At 41.3% G+C, this 19,368-nt stretch carries 15 protein-coding genes; 10 read left to right on the forward strand and 5 right to left on the reverse strand.

Translation table 11 applies throughout. The features are described 5' to 3' along the window. Nucleotides 1–330: 330 nt before the first annotated feature. Complete coding sequence (locus tag PJF56_RS06750; RefSeq protein WP_283761883.1) at nt 331–1,524, reverse strand: cupin domain-containing protein; 1,194 nt, start codon at nt 1,522–1,524, stop codon at nt 331–333. Between the two features lie 71 nt (nt 1,525–1,595). Further along, nucleotides 1,596–1,862: a hypothetical protein gene (locus PJF56_RS06755; protein ID WP_283761884.1), complete on the reverse strand. Its 267-nt coding sequence runs from the start codon at nt 1,860–1,862 to the stop codon at nt 1,596–1,598. A gap of 521 nt (nt 1,863–2,383) precedes the next feature. Between PJF56_RS06755 and PJF56_RS06760 the strand changes: the two genes are divergently transcribed. After that, nucleotides 2,384–2,578 (forward strand): ssl0294 family protein, encoded by a 195-nt coding sequence (locus PJF56_RS06760; RefSeq protein WP_283761885.1) that lies wholly within the window; start codon nt 2,384–2,386, stop codon nt 2,576–2,578. Between the two features lie 51 nt (nt 2,579–2,629). Here the strand turns inward: PJF56_RS06760 and argC are convergent, their stop codons facing one another. Continuing rightward, nucleotides 2,630–3,691 (reverse strand): N-acetyl-gamma-glutamyl-phosphate reductase, encoded by a 1,062-nt coding sequence (argC, locus tag PJF56_RS06765; protein ID WP_283761886.1) that lies wholly within the window; start codon nt 3,689–3,691, stop codon nt 2,630–2,632. 337 nt (nt 3,692–4,028) lie between these two features. After that, entirely contained in the window at nt 4,029–5,402 is a 1,374-nt protein-coding gene (trxB, locus tag PJF56_RS06770) for a thioredoxin-disulfide reductase (protein WP_283761887.1), read from the reverse strand. A 121-nt stretch (nt 5,403–5,523) separates the two neighbouring features. Here trxB and PJF56_RS06775 point away from each other — a divergent pair, with 121 nt between their 5' ends. From PJF56_RS06775 to PJF56_RS06815, 9 genes are all read left to right on the forward strand, one after another. Then, nucleotides 5,524–6,828: a class I SAM-dependent methyltransferase gene (locus PJF56_RS06775; protein ID WP_283761888.1), complete on the forward strand. Its 1,305-nt coding sequence runs from the start codon at nt 5,524–5,526 to the stop codon at nt 6,826–6,828. Nucleotides 6,829–6,954: 126 nt separating this feature from the next. Continuing rightward, nucleotides 6,955–7,500 carry a type IV pilin-like G/H family protein gene (locus tag PJF56_RS06780; RefSeq protein ID WP_283761889.1) on the forward strand — a complete coding sequence of 182 codons (546 nt, stop codon included), beginning with the start codon at nt 6,955–6,957 and terminating at the stop codon, nt 7,498–7,500. A 168-nt stretch (nt 7,501–7,668) separates the two neighbouring features. Beyond that, on the forward strand, nt 7,669–9,891 hold the full coding sequence (locus PJF56_RS06785) for an O-linked N-acetylglucosamine transferase, SPINDLY family protein (RefSeq protein WP_283761890.1): 2,223 nt from the start codon (nt 7,669–7,671) through the stop codon (nt 9,889–9,891). A 94-nt stretch (nt 9,892–9,985) separates the two neighbouring features. Then, a complete protein-coding gene (locus PJF56_RS06790; RefSeq protein ID WP_283761891.1) occupies nt 9,986–10,429 on the forward strand; it encodes a tetratricopeptide repeat protein in 444 nt (147 codons plus the stop codon). Between the two features lie 86 nt (nt 10,430–10,515). After that, nucleotides 10,516–12,192, forward strand: coding sequence for a methyltransferase, TIGR04325 family (locus PJF56_RS06795; RefSeq protein WP_283761892.1), 1,677 nt, complete (start codon nt 10,516–10,518; stop codon nt 12,190–12,192). Between the two features lie 37 nt (nt 12,193–12,229). Continuing rightward, nucleotides 12,230–13,219 carry an NAD-dependent epimerase/dehydratase family protein gene (locus PJF56_RS06800; protein WP_430540875.1) on the forward strand — a complete coding sequence of 330 codons (990 nt, stop codon included), beginning with the start codon at nt 12,230–12,232 and terminating at the stop codon, nt 13,217–13,219. Between the two features lie 25 nt (nt 13,220–13,244). Beyond that, nucleotides 13,245–14,372, forward strand: coding sequence for a DegT/DnrJ/EryC1/StrS family aminotransferase (locus PJF56_RS06805; protein WP_283761894.1), 1,128 nt, complete (start codon nt 13,245–13,247; stop codon nt 14,370–14,372). Between the two features lie 19 nt (nt 14,373–14,391). Then, a complete protein-coding gene (locus tag PJF56_RS06810; protein ID WP_283761895.1) occupies nt 14,392–15,327 on the forward strand; it encodes a hypothetical protein in 936 nt (311 codons plus the stop codon). A 37-nt stretch (nt 15,328–15,364) separates the two neighbouring features. Next, nucleotides 15,365–18,364 (forward strand): O-linked N-acetylglucosamine transferase family protein, encoded by a 3,000-nt coding sequence (locus tag PJF56_RS06815; protein ID WP_283761896.1) that lies wholly within the window; start codon nt 15,365–15,367, stop codon nt 18,362–18,364. 7 nt (nt 18,365–18,371) lie between these two features. On the opposite strand, the gene PJF56_RS06820 is transcribed toward PJF56_RS06815, so the two are convergent. Beyond that, a complete protein-coding gene (locus PJF56_RS06820; protein ID WP_283761897.1) occupies nt 18,372–19,172 on the reverse strand; it encodes a tetratricopeptide repeat protein in 801 nt (266 codons plus the stop codon). Nucleotides 19,173–19,368: the final 196 nt, after the last annotated feature.

Raw genomic sequence — 19,368 nt, forward strand, 5'->3', positions numbered from 1 at the left:
GCAGTTTTCGCTGCTATGCGGTACATTTCGATCCCCCCAACCCCCCTTAAAAAGGGGGGCAGTAAAAGTCCCCCTTTTTAAGGGGGATTTAGGGGGATCTTTTCTGACTGTACCTCATTACCGCGCGAAGCGCTGTATCAACCGATTCCAGGATTGGGGGCATCTTGCTCGCTTCTTGAATCCCATTTTCATGTCCGCTTGCGGAAACCGGGCTTGATATGAACGTACAATTTTATAGAGTGAATTCAATTAATAATGATTTGTAGGGGCGGGTTTGAAACCCGCCCCTACAACAAGGTCGGGTTTGAAACCCGCCCCTACTGGACAATTTTAGGCTTCGGTTGCCTCGGAAGTATCTACCCGTAAAAGTCCTTGAGTGACGAATTCAGTGAGCAGGGGAATGACGGCAGTTTCGATATCGAGATCGGGTGACCATTCGGCTAAATCTAGGAGGGTAAAACCTTGGGGACGAAAGAGGTTTTGGACTAATTCAGGGGGTAATCCTTTAACGGTGGCTTGTTTTGTGCCGATAATGATTTGGGTTTGCTCATCTGTGGTAGCGACAATTTGTACGGGATGCAAGGGGGAGCAGATGAAGTGGGTTTCGAGTCCTCGATCGAAAATTTGGCTACCGAGTTGATGGGGAAGGGAAAGGGGGAGCGGGGGGCGATCGCAATATCCGAGATAATGGAGATACTTTTGGATCGCTTCTGGGGTTTGTAACCAGTTGATGAGGCGATCGCGTAATTGCTGTAAATGACTTTCAATGGCGCTTTTGTTCTCTGGATCGATTACGGGTAAGTTTTCGCGCCATTCCGGAGACTCTTGTAATTCTTCTTGCAGCCAACCGATCCAATCTAACCCGGTTTGACAGCTAATGCCTAACGTTAAATGGAGGGAGGGGGAAAAGTCATCCTCAGAGGGACTACCACAGGCGATCGCATAATGCCAATGACCCCTAGGAATGTATAATAAATCTCCCGGTTTCAGGGTGCATTGTAGGTAAGGCGGCACATCTGGAGGAATGCGATCGCGCGATCGCATACTGGAGACGGGAGCGGCGATCGTTTCGGGAAACACAAACCATTCTTTCTCCCCAGCAATTTGTAAAATTAGCACTTCATGGCTATCATAATGGCAAGTGAATCCCTGTTCCGAGCGCGGCGAACAGTAGAGATTGATATGGCTGCGATGCCCCGTTTCTTGCCGAATTTGGGCCGTCAATTGCTCTAATTCTGGCATCCGACTATGGACGCTATCGATAATCAAAGTTGCACCTTGTTGAAGCAACTCTAACCATTTCTCAGCTTTAGCTGCGGGTAAAGATGCCCCATCTTGGGCAAAGCGCAGATGGGGATAGGGGATCTGATGATAATTTAATAAATGGTTGAGATCGTCCCAACTGAATAAAGGGTCGAATTTATCCCCAGTCTTTCCGGGAATCAGTACCGCTTGCTTTGTCCAGTTTTCTGCCCAGAATTGCTCTAGGGAATAGGGATAGAGTAGAGAGGATAAAACAGTCATAAGGGGAATGGGGGATGGGGAATGGGGAACAGGAGATTTCTGCTTCATCCTGTCCCCCCCTCCGTGACTACCTATGCTCGCCAATTGCGATTGTTGTCTACATCCTGATTTTGATCCACATTTTGATCGTAGTCTGCATCGGCGATCAAAATGACCTCACCAGTTTTCTCGGTGGAGTTGACTTTCAGGTTCACCACTTCTACTTCGACGGGAGTATTCAGGGCTGTTTCTGGAGAAGAAACAGTAGAAGCTGCTTGCACTGGAGCCATTAACAACAAGCTGGCCTTACCACTCAACAGACAAGCGAGGAGAAAATTGGAAGATTTCAGGTTAGACATAAGACAGTTATCAATCGGTTTTTGCTGAACTAGAGTGTACCCTAGAACAAGATTATGACGCAAAGATGACCATTGCTCTGGTTTTCCCTGAATCCCTGGAGTCCATTGCGTAAATCTATTTTACAAGTTTGGTCATTGACTGCCAAAATAAGCCAAACTAATAAGTAGGGAGTTTTTCAACGAACAACTCTAATTCGTTCAAAATTCCCCTATAACAAAACACTTCAGGACAATATTATGGCTCGCACAACCTCAAATCATTCTAACTCCCGATCTAGCAGCTCTTCTGCATGGCAAAATAGTCGCCGAAGATCGAAAAATCAGCGATCGCAGGAATTTGTTCTAGACCGCAATTATATCATAGATTTGGTCAATTCCTTGGAAAGTATATCAGAAAAATGACGGAGAGCGCCATTCCCTAACATGGATAATCGGTAATGGCTTGAGTTGGGAATTTGTAAATTTTGGTAAAGAACACGCTACAATCCCAATAGCACCATAAAGCCTATTGCTCTTGAACCATGTTTGACCAATTTGCGCCTATTTTTCAAGAACTGACCCAACAACCCGTAGCCTTTTTTGGCGGATTCTGCTCTGGGGTTTTACGACTCAACCTATCTGAAGATCCGATTAAAACCTGGCTGGATCAACAAACCACTACCCCAGAAACCGATACAAATGCCTCTTCTGGGCCGCAATCGATTGAAATTGATTAAGCCTAACGGGAGGAAGGGTGGCCGTTCCCCGGCCCCCATACTCCAGATTAGTTAGGGATAAAAAGCCAGTTTAGGTAAACCCAAGGTTTCCTCCCAACCCTTGAGCAGGTTTAGACATTGAATGGCTTGCCCCGCTTGTCCCTTAATCAGGTTATCAATAGCTGACATCACAATCACCCGATTGGTACGCGCATCCACTTCTAAACCCAGATAACAGACATTTGTACCACAGGCCCACTTGGTTTGCGGATAAATGCCATTGGGCAGAACCCGCACCCAAGGAGAATTTTGATAAAACACGCTGTAAATGGTGCGTAGGTCTTCCCGGACTAAACCGGGGTCGCGCAGGGTAGCGTAAACCGTGGCTAAGATCCCTCGCACCATGGGAATCAGATGGGGGGTAAATTGAAGTTTAACTTCATGGCCGGCTAAATCGCTACAGACTTGTTCGAGTTCGGGGGTATGTCGGTGACGGGTGACTCCATAAGCTGCCAGGGAACTATCAGCTTCTGCTAAGAGTAAATTAATTTTACCTTGTCTTCCGCCTCCGGATGTCCCCGACTTGGCATCCACAATTAGGGTATCGGGTTCGATTAATCCTTGTTTAAGCAGGGGGCTGATGGCCAGTAAACTGCTAGTGGTGTAGCATCCTGGACAGGCAATCAGATTCGTATGGGGGATGCGATCGCGGTAAATTTCCGGTAATCCATACACCGCTTTCGATAATACCTCATGGTCAGCCCGGTCTGCACTCCCATACCAAGCCTTATAGACCTCCATATCCGTTAACCGATAGTCGGCTGAGAGATCGAGAACTAAACAGCCTCTATCGAGCAGTTGGGGAGCTATTTTACAGGCTAACCCATTGGGTAATCCTAAAAATACCACCTCACAGCGAGAGGCGATCGTATCAATATCAACGGCTTCTACAGTCAAATTAACCTGATGGGCTAAATGGGGGTAAATATCGCCGTAGGACTTCCCCGCACTGCTATCGCCTCCTAAATAAACTAAATCGACTTTTGGATGTTCGCATAACATCCGCACCAGTTGCACGCCTCCATAACCGGAAGCGCCAACGATACCCACAGTTGTTCGCCCATTATCTCCCATGATGTGACCCTTACTTGAATGTTGAGTTTACGTGATTGAGTGTAGATCCTAATTTATGGTTCTAGGTGAGGAAACCATAAAGGTTTAAAGGTTGGCTGCATTGTAGTACCAAAACGGACATTGAATTAAAAATTAAAAATTAAAAATTAATATTTTATTTTTATACAGATAGTTCCGTATCGCGCCGGTGAGGGAACCATCTATTGACCGTCTATTGAAAGTAATATCAAGTCCGGTAAATGGGTATAACGAGCGGGCAAGATGCCCGCACTCCCTCAATCGGTTAAATCGGACTGGAGTGGGAGCATCTTGCTCCCTAGGTTTTTAATGAGGGTATTCAAGTGGATTTGATATGAGTTTCAATCACCTGGCGATACTGGCTTTTTTGTTTCACGCCTTTGAGTTCTTGTAATAACTCCTTATCTTTGAACAGATGTACCGTGGGAGTGCCGGTAATACCGGCATTTTCAGCAATGTCTGGGTCGGCTTCAATGTCAATTTGGATATAGTGAATTTTGTCATCAAACTCATCGACAACTTTGCTGAGAATGGGTTTGAGACTGTGGCAGGGGCCGCAGGTGGGGGAGGTGTAAATCACCAGGATGGGGCGATCGCTTTCATGGAATAATTTCCGTAGGGCATAGCCTCCCTTATGGCGAGTTTCCTCCAGCTTAAACGTCTCCTCTGTATCCGCTTCAGTTGTCGCCGGTGCAGCCGCCTCCGAGGGCTTCTCCCCTTCTTCCTGCTTAAATTCCTGACCCAATCCTTTCGCCGATAACCAGCGCTCCGCTAACATCGCCCCCATACAGCCAGTTCCAGCAGCCGTCACCGCTTGCCGGAATTCATGGTCTTGCACATCCCCAACAGCATAAACCCCTTCCACACTGGTTTGTACCCCATGTTGGGTGACCACATAACCCACATCATCTAACGCTAATTGCCCTTGGAACAGTTGGGTATTAGGAGTATGACCAATAGCATAGAATAAACCCCCCGCAGGTAAATCTTTCTCCTCTCCCGTTTGGTTATTCTTAACCTTCACACCGCCAAATTTAGCCCCTTCTCCATAGACATCCACCGCTTCCGTATGCCAATGAACCGTAATTTTCGGGTGAGCCAGTACCCGGTCTTGCATCGCTTTAGAGGCCCGCATTTCCCCCCGTCGCACCAGGAGATGGACATGGGAGCCATATTTGGTCAAATAGACCGCTTCTTCTGCTGCGGTGTCTCCACCCCCAATGACCACCAGTTCTACACCTTTGAAAATGGGAGTCGCTCCATCACAAATGGCGCAAGCGGAAATGCCATTACTCCAAAATTCCTGCTCGTGGGGAAGATTCAGCCGTTTGGCCGTCGCCCCCGTAGCAATCACAATCGTATGAGTCTTCAACTCTCGTTCTTCAGATTTTACGGTAAAGGGGCGCTCGCTCAAGTCAACGGAAACCACATCTTCCGTATACAGTTCTGCTCCCCATCTGACCGCTTGTGCTTTCATCTTGTCCATCAGTTGCGGCCCGGTGATACCATCGGGAAAACCGGGGAAGTTCTCCACTTCTGTAGTGGTCATCAATTGTCCCCCCGGAATTCCCCCCATCTGATACCCTTCAAAAACCACGGGTTTCAGGTTGGCGCGACCTGCATAAATGGCGGCCGTAAACCCAGCCGGCCCGGAACCGATAATCACTAGATTCTCTACTGTGGGGTTGCTCATGTGTTAAATAAACTCATAACGACTACGCTTAGTATAGCGCATGAAAGGTGTAAAAATGTGAGTTGAGGGGAATAAACAGGCTAAAATTAAACGGAAAGACTAAGCTAATGGGGGTAACCCGATGGAAGATATTGATAAAATCCGCGATCAATTCAATGCTCTGCCTTATTATAATGCCCCTTTAGCCGCAACTCCTAAAGTAGATTACTCTTCCCTTTATATTCATAATATGGTGACGGCCTTTTATCGGCGAGACCAAAAGGTTATAGAGCCAGCCGGTAAAGTGATTTTAGATGCTGGATGTGGCAGTGGTTATAAGTCTCTGACCTTAGCTGAAGCCAATCCTGGAGCTAAAATTATCGGCATTGATTTATCTGAAAAATCAGTTGAAATTGCTCGCGAACGGCTAAAGTTACATGGGTTTAAGGATGCTGAATTTTATGTAATTCCCATTGAAGGAATTGGCACTCTGGGCTATGAATTTGATTATATCAACTGTGATGAAGTTTTATATTTGGTTTCAGATATTGTCGAAACTCTAACCCTATTCAAATCTGTATTGAAACATGACGGAATTATTCGATCTAATTTACATAGCAAAATCCAACGGAGCCACTATTTTAGAGCGCAACGAATATGGAAAAAACTGGGATTAATGGATTCAGCGCCCCAGGATACTGAATATAATCTGGTTCGAGAAACTATGCAAAATATAAAATCAGGAGTGTTTCTAAAAGAATTGGCTTGGAAAACTAACCAGGTAAATTCTAATGAGTACCTGGCGATGAACCATCTGTTTGTGGGAGACAAAGGTTTTGAAATTCCTGAGATGTTTGATTTTTTCAGACAGTCAGGATTGGAGTTTGTGGGTATGGTGCATGGCTCTCAGTGGGATCTTCTGGGTTTGTTTGAGAATTGGGACGAATTACCGATTGAGTTAATGATCAAGTTTTCCGAGTTATCTATGGAGGAACAACTGCATATTCACGAGCTATTCCACTCTCAAGAACGGTTATTGGATTTCTGGTGTGGCCATCCTCAAGGGAATTCCCAGAGGGTAAGGGTTGAAGACTGGACAGAGGAACAGTGGTATCAGGCAAGGGTTCATTTTCATCCCCAATTGAGAACGGAGCAGTTTAAACAGGAGGCGATCGCCTCTATCACCCAAATGAGCGCCCTACCCTTACACCACTACCTTTCCATAGACCCAAAGACGACCCCTGCGATCGATAGCGGGGTAATCAGCATCTTACTTCCTCTGATTGAGGCTCCTTGTGCCTTTAGAGATCTGGTGGAGCGATCGCACAGGCTCTGTCCCGTTGATCCAGTGACTGGGGAGGCGATCGGCCCCTCCCAAGCGGCTGAAAAGGTCAAAGACCTACTCATTCCCCTATACGAGATGGGCTATATATTGCTAGAGTCGTAAGCCGATCCGGAAAAATAGAAAAAAATTTTGATCGGGGTGATATGAAACCAGAATGAGGTGGGTAAGATAAAGTCAATGGAGTTAGAAGCCTTACGTTTATCGACCCCCAAGGAGAAGTAGATCATCATGAAGACTGAATTTAGAACCAAGTTCCTGCAACACCTGAGCCAAAAGAAAGGAGACGAAGGATTTACCCTGATTGAGCTGCTGGTCGTTATCATCATTATCGGTATTTTGTCGGCGATCGCCCTGCCTTCCTTCCTCAACCAAGCCAACAAAGCTAAACAATCCGAATCCAAACAGTATGTAGGTTCCATGAACCGTCAGCAGCAAGCTTACTACCTGGAAAAAGGTGGCTTTAGCTTTGACCTGGGAACTCTAGGATTAGGTATTGAAGAAGAGACTGAGAACTACCAGTACGGAATCAGTACAACCACAACGACACAAGCAGACATCACCGCTAATAGCACTGTAACTAACTATGGAGCTGCCAAACCAACAACCTTGAAATCTTATATTGGGGGCGTTGCAGCAGTAAACCTGATAGACACGAGTGAATCGACGACTCTAGCTAGTCTGTGTGAAGCCAATGATGCCGGTACTCAGCCAGTTCCCCTAACCTTTGTGACAACAGCAGCCCCTGCATGTCCCACGGATTGGTCAGAACTGTAAGGTTAATCAACGGTTAATTAGTAGAGCATTCCTATTTTTAAGCTACTACAAAAGGAAGCTGACAGCAGAGTTCTCAAGGGTGAGTAATCAATAGATCTCACCCTATCTCTATTGGGCCAACATGCTCATTTTAAGATTTCAACACTTAAGAGATACTATGAGAAAATCATGACTCCATTAACCCCAAATTGGCAACAACAAGGGCTAGAGTTTTTAAGGTCAAAGCAGTATAGCCAGGCTTTAGAACTCTATCAGCATCAGATAGAAATCGGTTCAGCATCGAAGCAAGCCCATTGGTACTTAGGATTAGCCCTACTTCTACAAGGACAAGAAATCGAAGCCCAGGTTGCTTGGATGTTAGCGATTGGGGAAGGGAGTAAACAAGAAACTGAGCAATATATAGCTGAGTTAGTCAGTGTTCTACAAACTGAAGCAGATATACAAGAAAAAAATAACGAACAGACAACAGCTTGGATGATTCGTCAGCATATCCGTGAAATTGCTCCTACTAACCTTCAGAACCTCCTAATACTCATCGGATTAGACCTAAAATTAGATCAATTAACTCAACAAGAAATTGACACGATAGAAATCATCCCAATTCTGGAAGCTAGTCCACAGATAAGCAAGCCAGACTTCTATGCTCTATTGCAGATATTACAACTCTGTCTAGATCAGCAGCCTCTCAACCCTTTTACATGCACTCTAGCAGAAGTTAGCATATCCTATGCTGTATCTCACGATCCACAAGCCTTCATTAATATTTTGATGGAATCTTGCTTAAAGATTAATTATAACCTACGCAAACCAGATGTAGCCATTAAGCTCAGTCAAATTGCACTACAGGTTGATCCAGAAAATATACAAGTATGGGAACATTTATCAGGTTTCTACGCTAAGGTTCCTGACTTCCAGCAGTGTATAGCATCTGCTCAAAAGATGTGCGATTTAGCCAAAAATGACCTTGAGAAAATCAGAGGGCTTTTTCTACAAATTACAGGATTCATGGGTGCGGGTGGATATTGGCAAGAAGCCGTCAATACGTTTAGTCAGCAAGCTGAACTCCTACTCTCCCTTGATCTAATAAATGTCTCTAATTATCCATTGCCGGTTCATATCCGGATGTACAGTAGCAGCTATTTCGTACCCTATTTTCAGGATGATGCCAAAAGAAATCGACACATTCACAACCATGTTGCCCAATTCTGTCAAGCAGGAATTGAACTACATGCTCATGATAAAATTCAGCAGTATCGACAAAACTGGAGCTATCCCCAGGATAAGAATAAACGATTAAAAATAGGTTACTTGTCTCACTGTTTTTCTAGTCATTCAGTAGGTTGGCTTGCCCGATGGTTATTTCGACACCATAATCGAGAAGACTATGATATATATGGCTATGTTGTTAACTACCGGGGGATGGGTAAAGATAGACTACAAGAGTGGTACATCCAAAATTTTACAGAAACTCGGAAATTGGGGATTCACTACGCTGATGTGGTTGAGCAAATTAGTCAAGATAAGATAGATGTTCTTGTAGATATGGATAGCTTGACTTTGGATCTTAGCTGTGCAGTCATGGCAATGAAACCAGCCCCAATTCAAGTAAGTTGGTTAGGATGGGATGCTCCAGGCATTCCCACCGTAGACTACATGATTGCTGATCCTTATGTAGTACCAGACAATGCAGATGAGTATTACAGTGAAAAAATTTGGCGACTGCCACAAACGTATATTGCTGTGGATGGCTTTGAAGTAGGTGTCCCTACTTTACGACGTGAAATGCTAGATATTCCTAGTGACGCAGTTCTATTTTTCAGTTCTCAAAGAGGCTATAAACGTCATCCAGAAATGGCTAGGTTACAGTTAAAAATTATCAAGGAAGTACCAAATAGCTATTTTTTGATTAAAGGATTCGGCGATCAAATCGCTATTCAGCAGTTATTTCTCCAACTAGCGGAAGAGGAAGGACTTTCTGAAGAGCGACTTAAGTTTGTCATGCCTACCCCCTCGGAATCTATGCATCGTGCCAATATGAGTATTTGTGATGTGGTATTAGATACTTATCCTTACAATGGAGCTACCACAACTTTAGAAACTCTATGGATGGGTATTCCTATGGTGACGCGAGTCGGGCAACAGTTCGCTGCCCGCAATAGTTATACCATGATGATCAATGCAGGCATTACAGAAGGTATTGCTTGGACAGATGAAGAGTATGTGGAATGGGGGATTCGTTTTGGCACAGAGCCAGAACTGCGACAGCATGTTCATTGGCAGTTGAAAGAATCTCGTAAAACTGCACCCTTATGGAATGGAAAACAGTTTGCCCGTGAGATGGAAAAAGCCTATGAGCAAATGTGGACAAAATATGTAAACTTGAGTATTTGAAGAGTATTGGTGGTATTTTATAGAAGAGTGTTATCGAGCAAGCCAGATCGCAATCAATGATTATTATAACCCAAGAATTAGATATTATAAATCGATGAAAACATTCAAGAAAATACTAATTTTTGTATCAATTATTTCCTTCTTTGGAGGAACTTCTCTTGGGATGCTAAGAGTGTTTAGCGGTGTCATTAACACTGAAGAAAGTAATCCTGCTTCTCAATCTCAAAGTCCAGAATTGACCCCTGAACAACAATTGATTCAACAAGCTAGGGGATATGAAGTAGTTTTACAACGGGAACCTGAAAACCGCATTGCCCTTGAAGGTTTACTTGTTGTGCGATTACAAATGAACGACCTTCAAAATGCCAGAATTCAATTGAAAAAGTTAGTCGATTTATATCCTGATGATAAGACTTATGAAAAATTAATGACTCAATTAGAAAATGAGTTACAAAAACAAACCAGCTCTAGTGAAGATAAAGAACGAGCGAATGAAAATACTAATTCAGAAAATAAACCGAATAGAGAAGATAACTGATGAATCTTGCATGATATTCTTAAGTTTATAACCTGACCAGATGTAAAAACACTTAGATATTAATCAACCACTAACTGGAGAAAAAAATGTTTTGGGATGACATAAAACTTGTTACTGAACAAGTCCAAAAATATGGACTAAGAAAACCTTTTGTTGATCTAGGTGGATTGGAGAGGCCTACCATAGCAGATTACAACATAACTATTCAAACTCAAGAACAGTATGCTCGATACATTTACTTAAATCAAAGGCCTTTCGATCATATTGATCCGGAATATTTAGTTCTTAATCCTGAAAATGACTCGCCTGAAATTGAAGAGCTTCCTTCTCTATATTCGGAGTTTTTCGGTACAGCAGTTTGCTTAAATGTGATTGAGCATGTAGAAAATCCCTTTGAGGTATTTGATGCTTTTTATAAAATCATGAAGCCAGAAGGGTTGTTGATAATTGAAACTGTATTTTCTTTTCCTTATCATCCTTCCCCTAGGGATTATTGGCGTTACTCAGCAGACTGCCTCAAAAACTTGAGTCAAAAAGCCGGATTCAAAGTATTAGAATGTGATTGGAGATTATTGATTAGAGCCGATCAAGGAATTGAAGTTATTCAAGAAATTCCTGGATTATACAAAAAACACCATCCTCAAGAAATAATGACAGTCTATGCTACCTTAACTAAGGCAGAAAAACCTACTAAGCATAATTTAGTTAACTATCCATTGCCACAACGGTTATCTTCTGATGCTAGAGCTAGATTGACTATTCATACAGAAGACTTACAAACACAACTAGAGCAAAGTCGATATCATTTTCAAAAATCACCAGACAACCCGGATTGTATTCACTCATTTAAACAAGTTCGTCAACAACTTGGCGAAACTTTGTTGACGACTCCACTGGAACAATTACCACTGACTCATAAGCTTCATCAACAATTAGTAGGTAGCTTCGTCAAAGATTATCCTAAGACTGAACAAGAAAATGAATTTATCAATCTTGCTTTAAAATCTTTAGACTCAATGAGCCATAAACTTCAATGGGAGTATATCCCAGAAGGGTGGTTACGCAGAGATAAAAAAATAAAAGGATGGAACATTAAGGATATTTTGGATGTTCGGATACATCAGTGGAAAGGTTTAGTTGATAAACTGAAAAAAAATACTTTACTGTCTCATGACTATTCACAACAGAATAATTATATTCTTTTTGCCTATGTTTTGTCTTTAACTGCTCAGAAAAAAGAGGAAATTTCTATCTTAGACTGGGGTGGAGGATTAGGAGAGTATTATCTGATAGCTAAAGCCTTACTCCCTAATGTAAAAATTAATTATTCTTGTACAGAAGTGCCTGTATTGTGTGAGGCAGGTCGATCGCTTCAACCTGACGTTACATTCTATGAAGAAGATCGAGACTGTTTTGCCCATGAATATGATTTAGTATTTTGCAGTTCTGCACTGCAATATGCACAAGATTGGCAAACGTTGATAGATCATATGGTCAAAAGTACGCGGTTATATTTATATATTACCAGACTTCCTGTTGTTCAGAATAATCCCTCCTTTGTGGTTTTACAGAGGGCTTATGATTATGGTTACAATACGGAGTATTTAAGCTGGTTTTTAAATCTTTATGAATTAGTCAACTATGTAGAAAGCTTAAATATGAAAAAAGTTAGAGATTTTTTAATTGCCGAGCGTTTTCTTGTTCCTGGCGCTCCAGAAGTGGGAGAAGGTCGAGGATTACTCTTTGCTCGAAACTCTGAATAGGTATTGATAAAAAGGCTATATCCAAGTAGGTTAAAGAATGATGAAAGATAGTGCATTTGCCCAGAAAAAAGTATTAATTACTGGAGGATTGGGTTTTATTGGTAGTAACCTGGCTCGACGGTTACTGCAACTAGGAGCTAAGGTGCTGTTAGTGGATAGTTTGATTCCCGAATATGGAGGAAATCTATTTAATATTGATGGTATTGAAGATCAAGTTGAAGTGAATATTTCTGATGTCAGAGATCAGTATAGTATGCGTTATTTGGTTCAAGGCCAAGATTTCTTATTTAATCTGGCTGGACAAACGAGCCATTTGGACTCTATGCACGATCCTTATACGGACTTAGAAATTAATTGTCGATCGCAGCTTTCGATCTTAGAAGCGTGTCGTAATTATAACTCAGATATAAAAGTTGTTTTTGCCAGTACCCGTCAACTCTACGGTAAACCGGATTACTTACCCGTAGATGAAAATCATTTACTCCGTCCCGTAGATGTCAATGGGATTAACAAAATGGCAGGAGAGTGGTATCATATCCTCTATAATAATGTCTATGGAATTCGGGCTTCTGCTTTGCGCTTAACCAATACCTATGGTTCCCGGATGCGGGTTAAGGATGCACGACAAACCTTTCTGGGCATTTGGGTTCGTTTGGTAGTTGAAGAAAAACCCTTTGAAGTGTGGGGTGGAGAACAGCTACGCGATTTCACTTATGTTGAGGATGCTGTTGATGCTATGTTAATGGCTGCTGTTCAACCTGAAGCAGAAGGGCAAATTTTTAATCTAGGGGGCGATTGCATTATTAGCCTGCGGGAAACGGCTGAACTCTTGATTAAAATCAATCAGGGCGGAGAATTCAAAATTCGTGAATTTCCACCAGAGCGAAAACGGATTGATATCGGTGACTACTATACCGATTACAGCAAAATTAAATCCAGTCTAGGATGGAATCCAAAAACTTCTTTGGAAGAAGGCCTAACTCAAACCCTAGCTTTTTACCGTAACTACTTGCCTCAATATCTCTAACTTATCGATCAATCCCACCAATCTCATGCTCCTTCAAACCAACCCTAAAGCCGGTTACCTAGCTCAAAAAGCAGACATTGATCAAGCCATTCATCGAGTCCTAGAAAGTGGATGGTACATTTTAGGTGAAGAAGTAACAGCTTTTGAAAAAGAATTTGCCCAATATATGGGAGTTAAATATGCTGTTGGTGTTGCCAGTGGTACAGATGCATTGCTTTTGGCATTAAAGGCTTGTGGAATTGGAGTGGGAGATGCTGTGCTTACCGTTTCCCATACAGCAGTCGCTACCGTTACCGCCATTGAGCTGGCGGGATCAACTCCCATTTTAGTCGATATCAATCCAGTCACATTTACCCTTGATCCGAACGCCCTTGAAGATACCCTAATTCAACTAAATAGACACTCTCACTTTAAAGTCAAAGCCATTATCCCTGTTCACTTATATGGCCACTCAGCCGATATGACCTCCATCTTAGAAATTGCTCATCGTTATGAACTTGAAGTCATCGAAGATTGTGCCCAATCTCACGGTGCAATGTTCAACCATCAAAAAACAGGAACTTGGGGAAAGTTGGGCGCTTTCAGCTTTTATCCAACTAAGAATTTAGGAGCTTTAGGGGATGGTGGAGCAATTATTACTAACAATTCTCAACTAGCTGAGAAGCTATTGATCTTACGGCAATATGGCTGGAAAGAACGCTTTATTAGCGATATTTCGGGCATGAATAGTCGCTTAGATCCCATGCAAGCTGCCATTCTGCGAGTCAAGTTATCTGTTCTTGACCAGGATAATAACCAACGAAAACTGGTAGCCAAAGTCTACGATGAAAACTTAAAAAATTTACCTCTGATTCTTCCCCAAACGAAAGCAAATGTAGATCCAGTCTATCATCAGTATGTTATTCGTTCTAACTCTAGAGATGCTCTGCAAAAAAACTTGAACGCAAAAGGAATTGGCACAGCCATTCATTATCCCGTACCTGTTCATCAGCAACCAGCGTACCAAAAATTAGCGACTTTCTCAAACGGACTGGAAATTACTGAGAAAATCAGTCGTGAAATTCTTAGTTTACCTATGTATGGTCAGCTCACTGAAGAAGAAGCAAAAACTGTCAGTCAGGCTGTGATTGCTGGAATTAAATCTTTAAATTAGCTTTGATTTTTAATTGATTATGCGTTATTTTTGTACCTACTTCGATCATAACTATTTACCCAAAGGATTAGCCCTTTATCAGTCCTTACAAAAATTTTGTGGGTGCTTTGAATTGTGGGTACTCTGTCTCAGTCAAATTTGTTATGATTCCCTGAAAAAATTAAATTATCCTAATGTTCATTTAATTCCTCTAGATAAACTAGAGCGCAGCGATCTAGATTTGCTACAGGCTAAACAAAATCGAACTATTGTTGAATACTATTTTACTTGTACTCCTTGTTTACCCTTATATATTTTAAAAAATAATCCTCAAATTGATTTACTTACTTACTTAGATTCAGATTTGTTTTTCTACTCTGATTTACAACCCATTTATCAAGAAATTGATGATTCCTCCATTGCTATTATAGAACATCGATTTTCACCCGATCGCCTAGAACTCAAGCAATTTGGAATATATAATGTAGGATGGTTATCATTTCGTGCCGATCAGAAAGCTCTAAATTGTTTACAATGGTGGCGAGAGCGATGCATAGAATGGTGTTATGACCGACCAGAACCCACAAGATTTGCAGACCAAAAATATCTTGATGATTGGTTAGACAGATTTTCGGAAGTAGTAGTTATACAGCATAAAGGTGCTAATGTTTCTCACTGGAACACAAATAACTATCAAATTTATCAGAGTCGAAACCAAGTTTTTATTGATGAACTACCTCTAATATTTTTCCATTTTCATGGATTTAAGAACTACAAAAATGGCTTTCAAATATCCTCATTAAATCCAGAATTTAAGTTAGCAAGCTTGCAAGAAAGAACTATTTTTGAGTTGATCTATAGCCCTTATATCAAAACCTTGAAAGATATCACCCATCATTTGAGCGATCTATTACCTGGTATTTCCATGCATCGTTCTTTAAGAGGTGTGGCTATTCCGGCCCTGAATTCTCTATAAAAAAGGAAGTGTAAATGTTAATAGATTTCAACCTTCTATGTTAGAATATAAAACTACAACTCCAGTCTGTTTAATTATATTTAAGCGAGCCGAATTAACTCAAAGGCTGTTTGATGTAGTTCGTCAAGTTCAACCTCCTAAGCTATTGGTTATTGCTGATGGCCCTCGTTTGGATCGGCCAGAAGAAGAGAAAAAATGTAAAGAAGTACGAAAAATTATTGATACGGTAGACTGGGATTGTGAAATTCTAAAAAACTATGCCGATCGAAATCTGGGTCTTAAACATCGAGTGGCCAGTGGTTTAGATTGGGTTTTTGAAACAGTTGAGGAAGCAATTATTCTTGAAGATGATTGTCTTCCTGATGTAACCTTCTTCAGATTTTGCGAAGAACTTTTAAAGTACTACCGCTATACTGAAGAAGTCATGGTAATTACTGGGACAAATTTTTTCTTTGGATATCAACCCACTCCGGATAGTTACTACTTTTCCAGATATATTGATTGTTGGGGTTGGGCAACTTGGAGGAGAGCTTGGCAACATTTTGATTTTGAAATGCAAGAATGGCCAAAACTGCGAGAACAAAATTGGCTTGAAGAATTATTCCCAGAACCTCAAGTCGTTGCTCAATGGAAAAATATTTTTGAAGCGACTTATCAAGGGTATATTAATTCTTGGGCTTATCGATGGAAATTTGCTTGTTGGCGAAGGAACGGATTAACCATTGTTCCTGAAAAAAACTTGGTTTCTAACCTGGGATTTAATCAAGAAGGAACCAATACCCAATTAAGCAGTGGATTACTAGATGGAATCCCCAATGAATCGATGGGATTTCCTCTAAAACATCCAACAGAAGTAGAAAGAAATGATTGGGTAGACTATTTGACTCAAAAAATTGTTTTTGAATTAAATTTTTCTGTTTTAATTCCAGACCTAATTACGACCTTTTGGAATTGGACAGAATCCCAGATAGAAGAAAAACATCAAACTTTGATTAAAGGATTAAAGAACTCATGGAATTTTAAGTGGCTAGTCTCAAGTTTTATAGATAACAAAAAAAGAGAGGAAATTAATACTATGATAACGACTAATACAGAAAACTCGTCGAAAGAGATACAATCTTTACTGGTAGCGATGCTTTATGCTTACCCTCATCAATTTCCAATTCAGTATTATTGGTCTCGAATTCCTCAATGGTTATTACCTGATTATCTGAAGTTTTCATTTATGCCTCCTGGATTATATCAAGAAGTTGGAGAAGCCAACCAATATCTGAAGTATCTAGAGTGTTGGATGAATTATATCTCTTCGATTATTGAAAATAACCCATACTCAGAGATTAGTCAACAAATTCTTTACTATTTCCAGAAATCCAGTAATTTTCACTGCTTGTATCAAACCGATGCTAAGCTCAAAAATCTTTATACCAAAAGATCTAAACTGATTGAAAAGTGGTGTTTACTGCAAGGACAATCTGTAGACTACACATTTGCACCGAGACTGCCAGAAAGAGCAAAAATCAGGTTGGGAATTTTGGCAGACAATTTTGGATTAAAACCAGATACTTTTTTGAGTCTACCTGGTTATAAAAATCTAAATCGAGACCGATTTGAAATCGTTTTGTATTCTATTCAAGCTACAGGCGATCGCTTGGAAAGATATTGTTCGGGTCATGCTGATGTAGGCGTACAACTTCCAGAAGATTTACCCAGTACAATCAAAAAAATTCGTGAAGAAGACCTCGATATTTTATGGATTAATGGTACAACTACAGAGGAGGTAAACAATCTAACTTTATTGGCAAATTTCCGGTTGGCTCGTATCCAAATTATAGGGAGTTATTCAGGCTTGAATCCACAAATAAGCACTATTGATTATTATCTTTCAGGTCATCTTCTGGAATTGGAAAAAACAGATGAGTCAACGATTTGTTTGTCAGGAATTGGGAAAACGATAGATTTTGGTTGTGAGCAACGGGGCATTCCCAGCCGGAGTTTTGACCGAGAAACTTTAGGTATTGCTAATAATGCCTTAGTCTATGTTTATGGGGGAGATAACCAAGCGATTACTCCAGAAGTAGAAGAGACTTGGGTCAAAATCCTTAGCGAAGTTCCTGACTCGACTTTACTGCTCTATTCAAGTGTTTTGAGACCTGTTCCGAAAATGCTTTTAGCAGCTTGGAAACAGCGTTTACAGATGACCTTAAAACAGCAAAATATCAGTGAAGATAGAGTTGTTTTTGTTGCTGATGTTCGCAGTCATACGGACATACAAGCCCTTTTGAAGCAAGCCGATATTTATCTATCCCCTTATCCCTATACCGATTTAGTCTCCCTGGTGGAGCCTTTACTGACTAATTTACCTGTGGTTGTGATGGAAGGTAAACACTCTCATACTCGCTTGGGTGCTGCACTTTTAGAAGAAATGGAAATGAGTTCATGGATTAGTAAAGATGAAACTGCTTATCTTGAAATAGCAGTTGCCCTAGGTAAAGATTTCCAATTGCGCGAACAATATAGTTATCAGATACAGCAAGCAATGCAAAAAACTCCTTGCTTTCTAGATAGTGAGTTATACTCATCTGAAATTGAATCCAGATTAGTGGAAGTGTTTGAGAACTATCAACGCTCTGAAATTAAAGAAAACTTAAGGTTAGGAAAGATTAATTTGATTGTTTTTCCGGACTGGAGTCAACCGGAGGATATCCTATTATCGGATTTAGCTATGGCATTGAATGCTGTTATGAGCCACAGGCAAAAGGATGATATGACTTTGCTAGTGGAAACGAGTAAGATTAATGATGAAGATGCGGATGCTGCTATTTCTGCTGTGATTATGGGTTTACTCATGGAAGAAGATAGCGATCGCGTTGAAGGGCTAGAAATTTGCTTAACTGGATCTTTAGGTTTCTTACAATTAAAGGCTTTGTACCCCCAACTGCAAGGGCGTTTGTCTCTGGAATACGAGTCTTCTATCCCTGAGCTTTTATCGTCTGTTCCTACTTATTCTCTGGAACAATTTCTAGAAACGCAATTTTAAAAATGGTTTAGTCATTGGGGGGATGTTGAATGATTGTTTCACCATTTTCTGTGATTTCAACCATCCCACCCACTGATATTATCCCTTCGATCGCCCGATCGCGGGTTTGCTGATCGACAGCATTCTGATACACTAACATCCAAGCGGCAAACTGAGCTTGTTTACTATCAGGATTTTGAGCTAAAAACTCTGCGGTTGAGCGAGAAAGCGTAGCTACATTCTCACTCTCTGGATCAGAATATTCACTGGCCCATTCAGCCGCTTTAGTAAACGATTCTCGCGCTGCTTTAGCATCAGCTAAAAAGAGGAGTTGGTCAATTCCCAAGTAGCGCCAAATATAATAGGAGCGGGGAGGGTCTTGAGGAGAGAGCAACTGTAATCCATTTTCCATCATGGCCACGGATACTTCGGGTTTCCCTAAGTATAACGATACACTGGCAGAGAGGCCAAAGTAAGCGGGAATAAATCGGGGATCTTTATTAAGGGCAATGTCAAAATAGTCTGGGGTCAAGTCATATCCAGTTTGTTCGCGGGCGGGATCGTCGCCATAATAGATTAAAAATTTAACATAGACCCAATCTGCTATTAAGTTATCAAAGCCAAAGTTTGGTATAATTTTAAGTAATTTCAGTTCGATCGCCTCTTGGGATACTTCGCGCTGGAGTTGGCTTTCTGTGCGTTGCCTCTGGGCCAATTTGAGTTGATTGAGCTTAGGGAGTTGCAAAGATGCGATCGCAGCTCCAGAGATAAGGAATAATCCACTAATAATCAATATTTGATACCACGAACTTTTATTTTTATTTTCCATTATTGCCTATAAGTTTTTACCAATTATAGCGCTGCGCGCTATGGTATTTACAAGTTACCCCTCTTTTGTCACTCTGGGAAGAGTATAATAAAGAAAAAAGGCTGAAAGCCTGATCGGAACGATGATTGCACCACGACCTGCCCAACTGACCCTCTCTGTAATTGACGAATATTGCGACTTCTATAGAAATCTATTT

It is taken from the genome of Roseofilum halophilum BLCC-M91 (assembly GCF_030068445.1).
Classification (GTDB): domain Bacteria; phylum Cyanobacteriota; class Cyanobacteriia; order Cyanobacteriales; family Desertifilaceae; genus Roseofilum; species Roseofilum halophilum.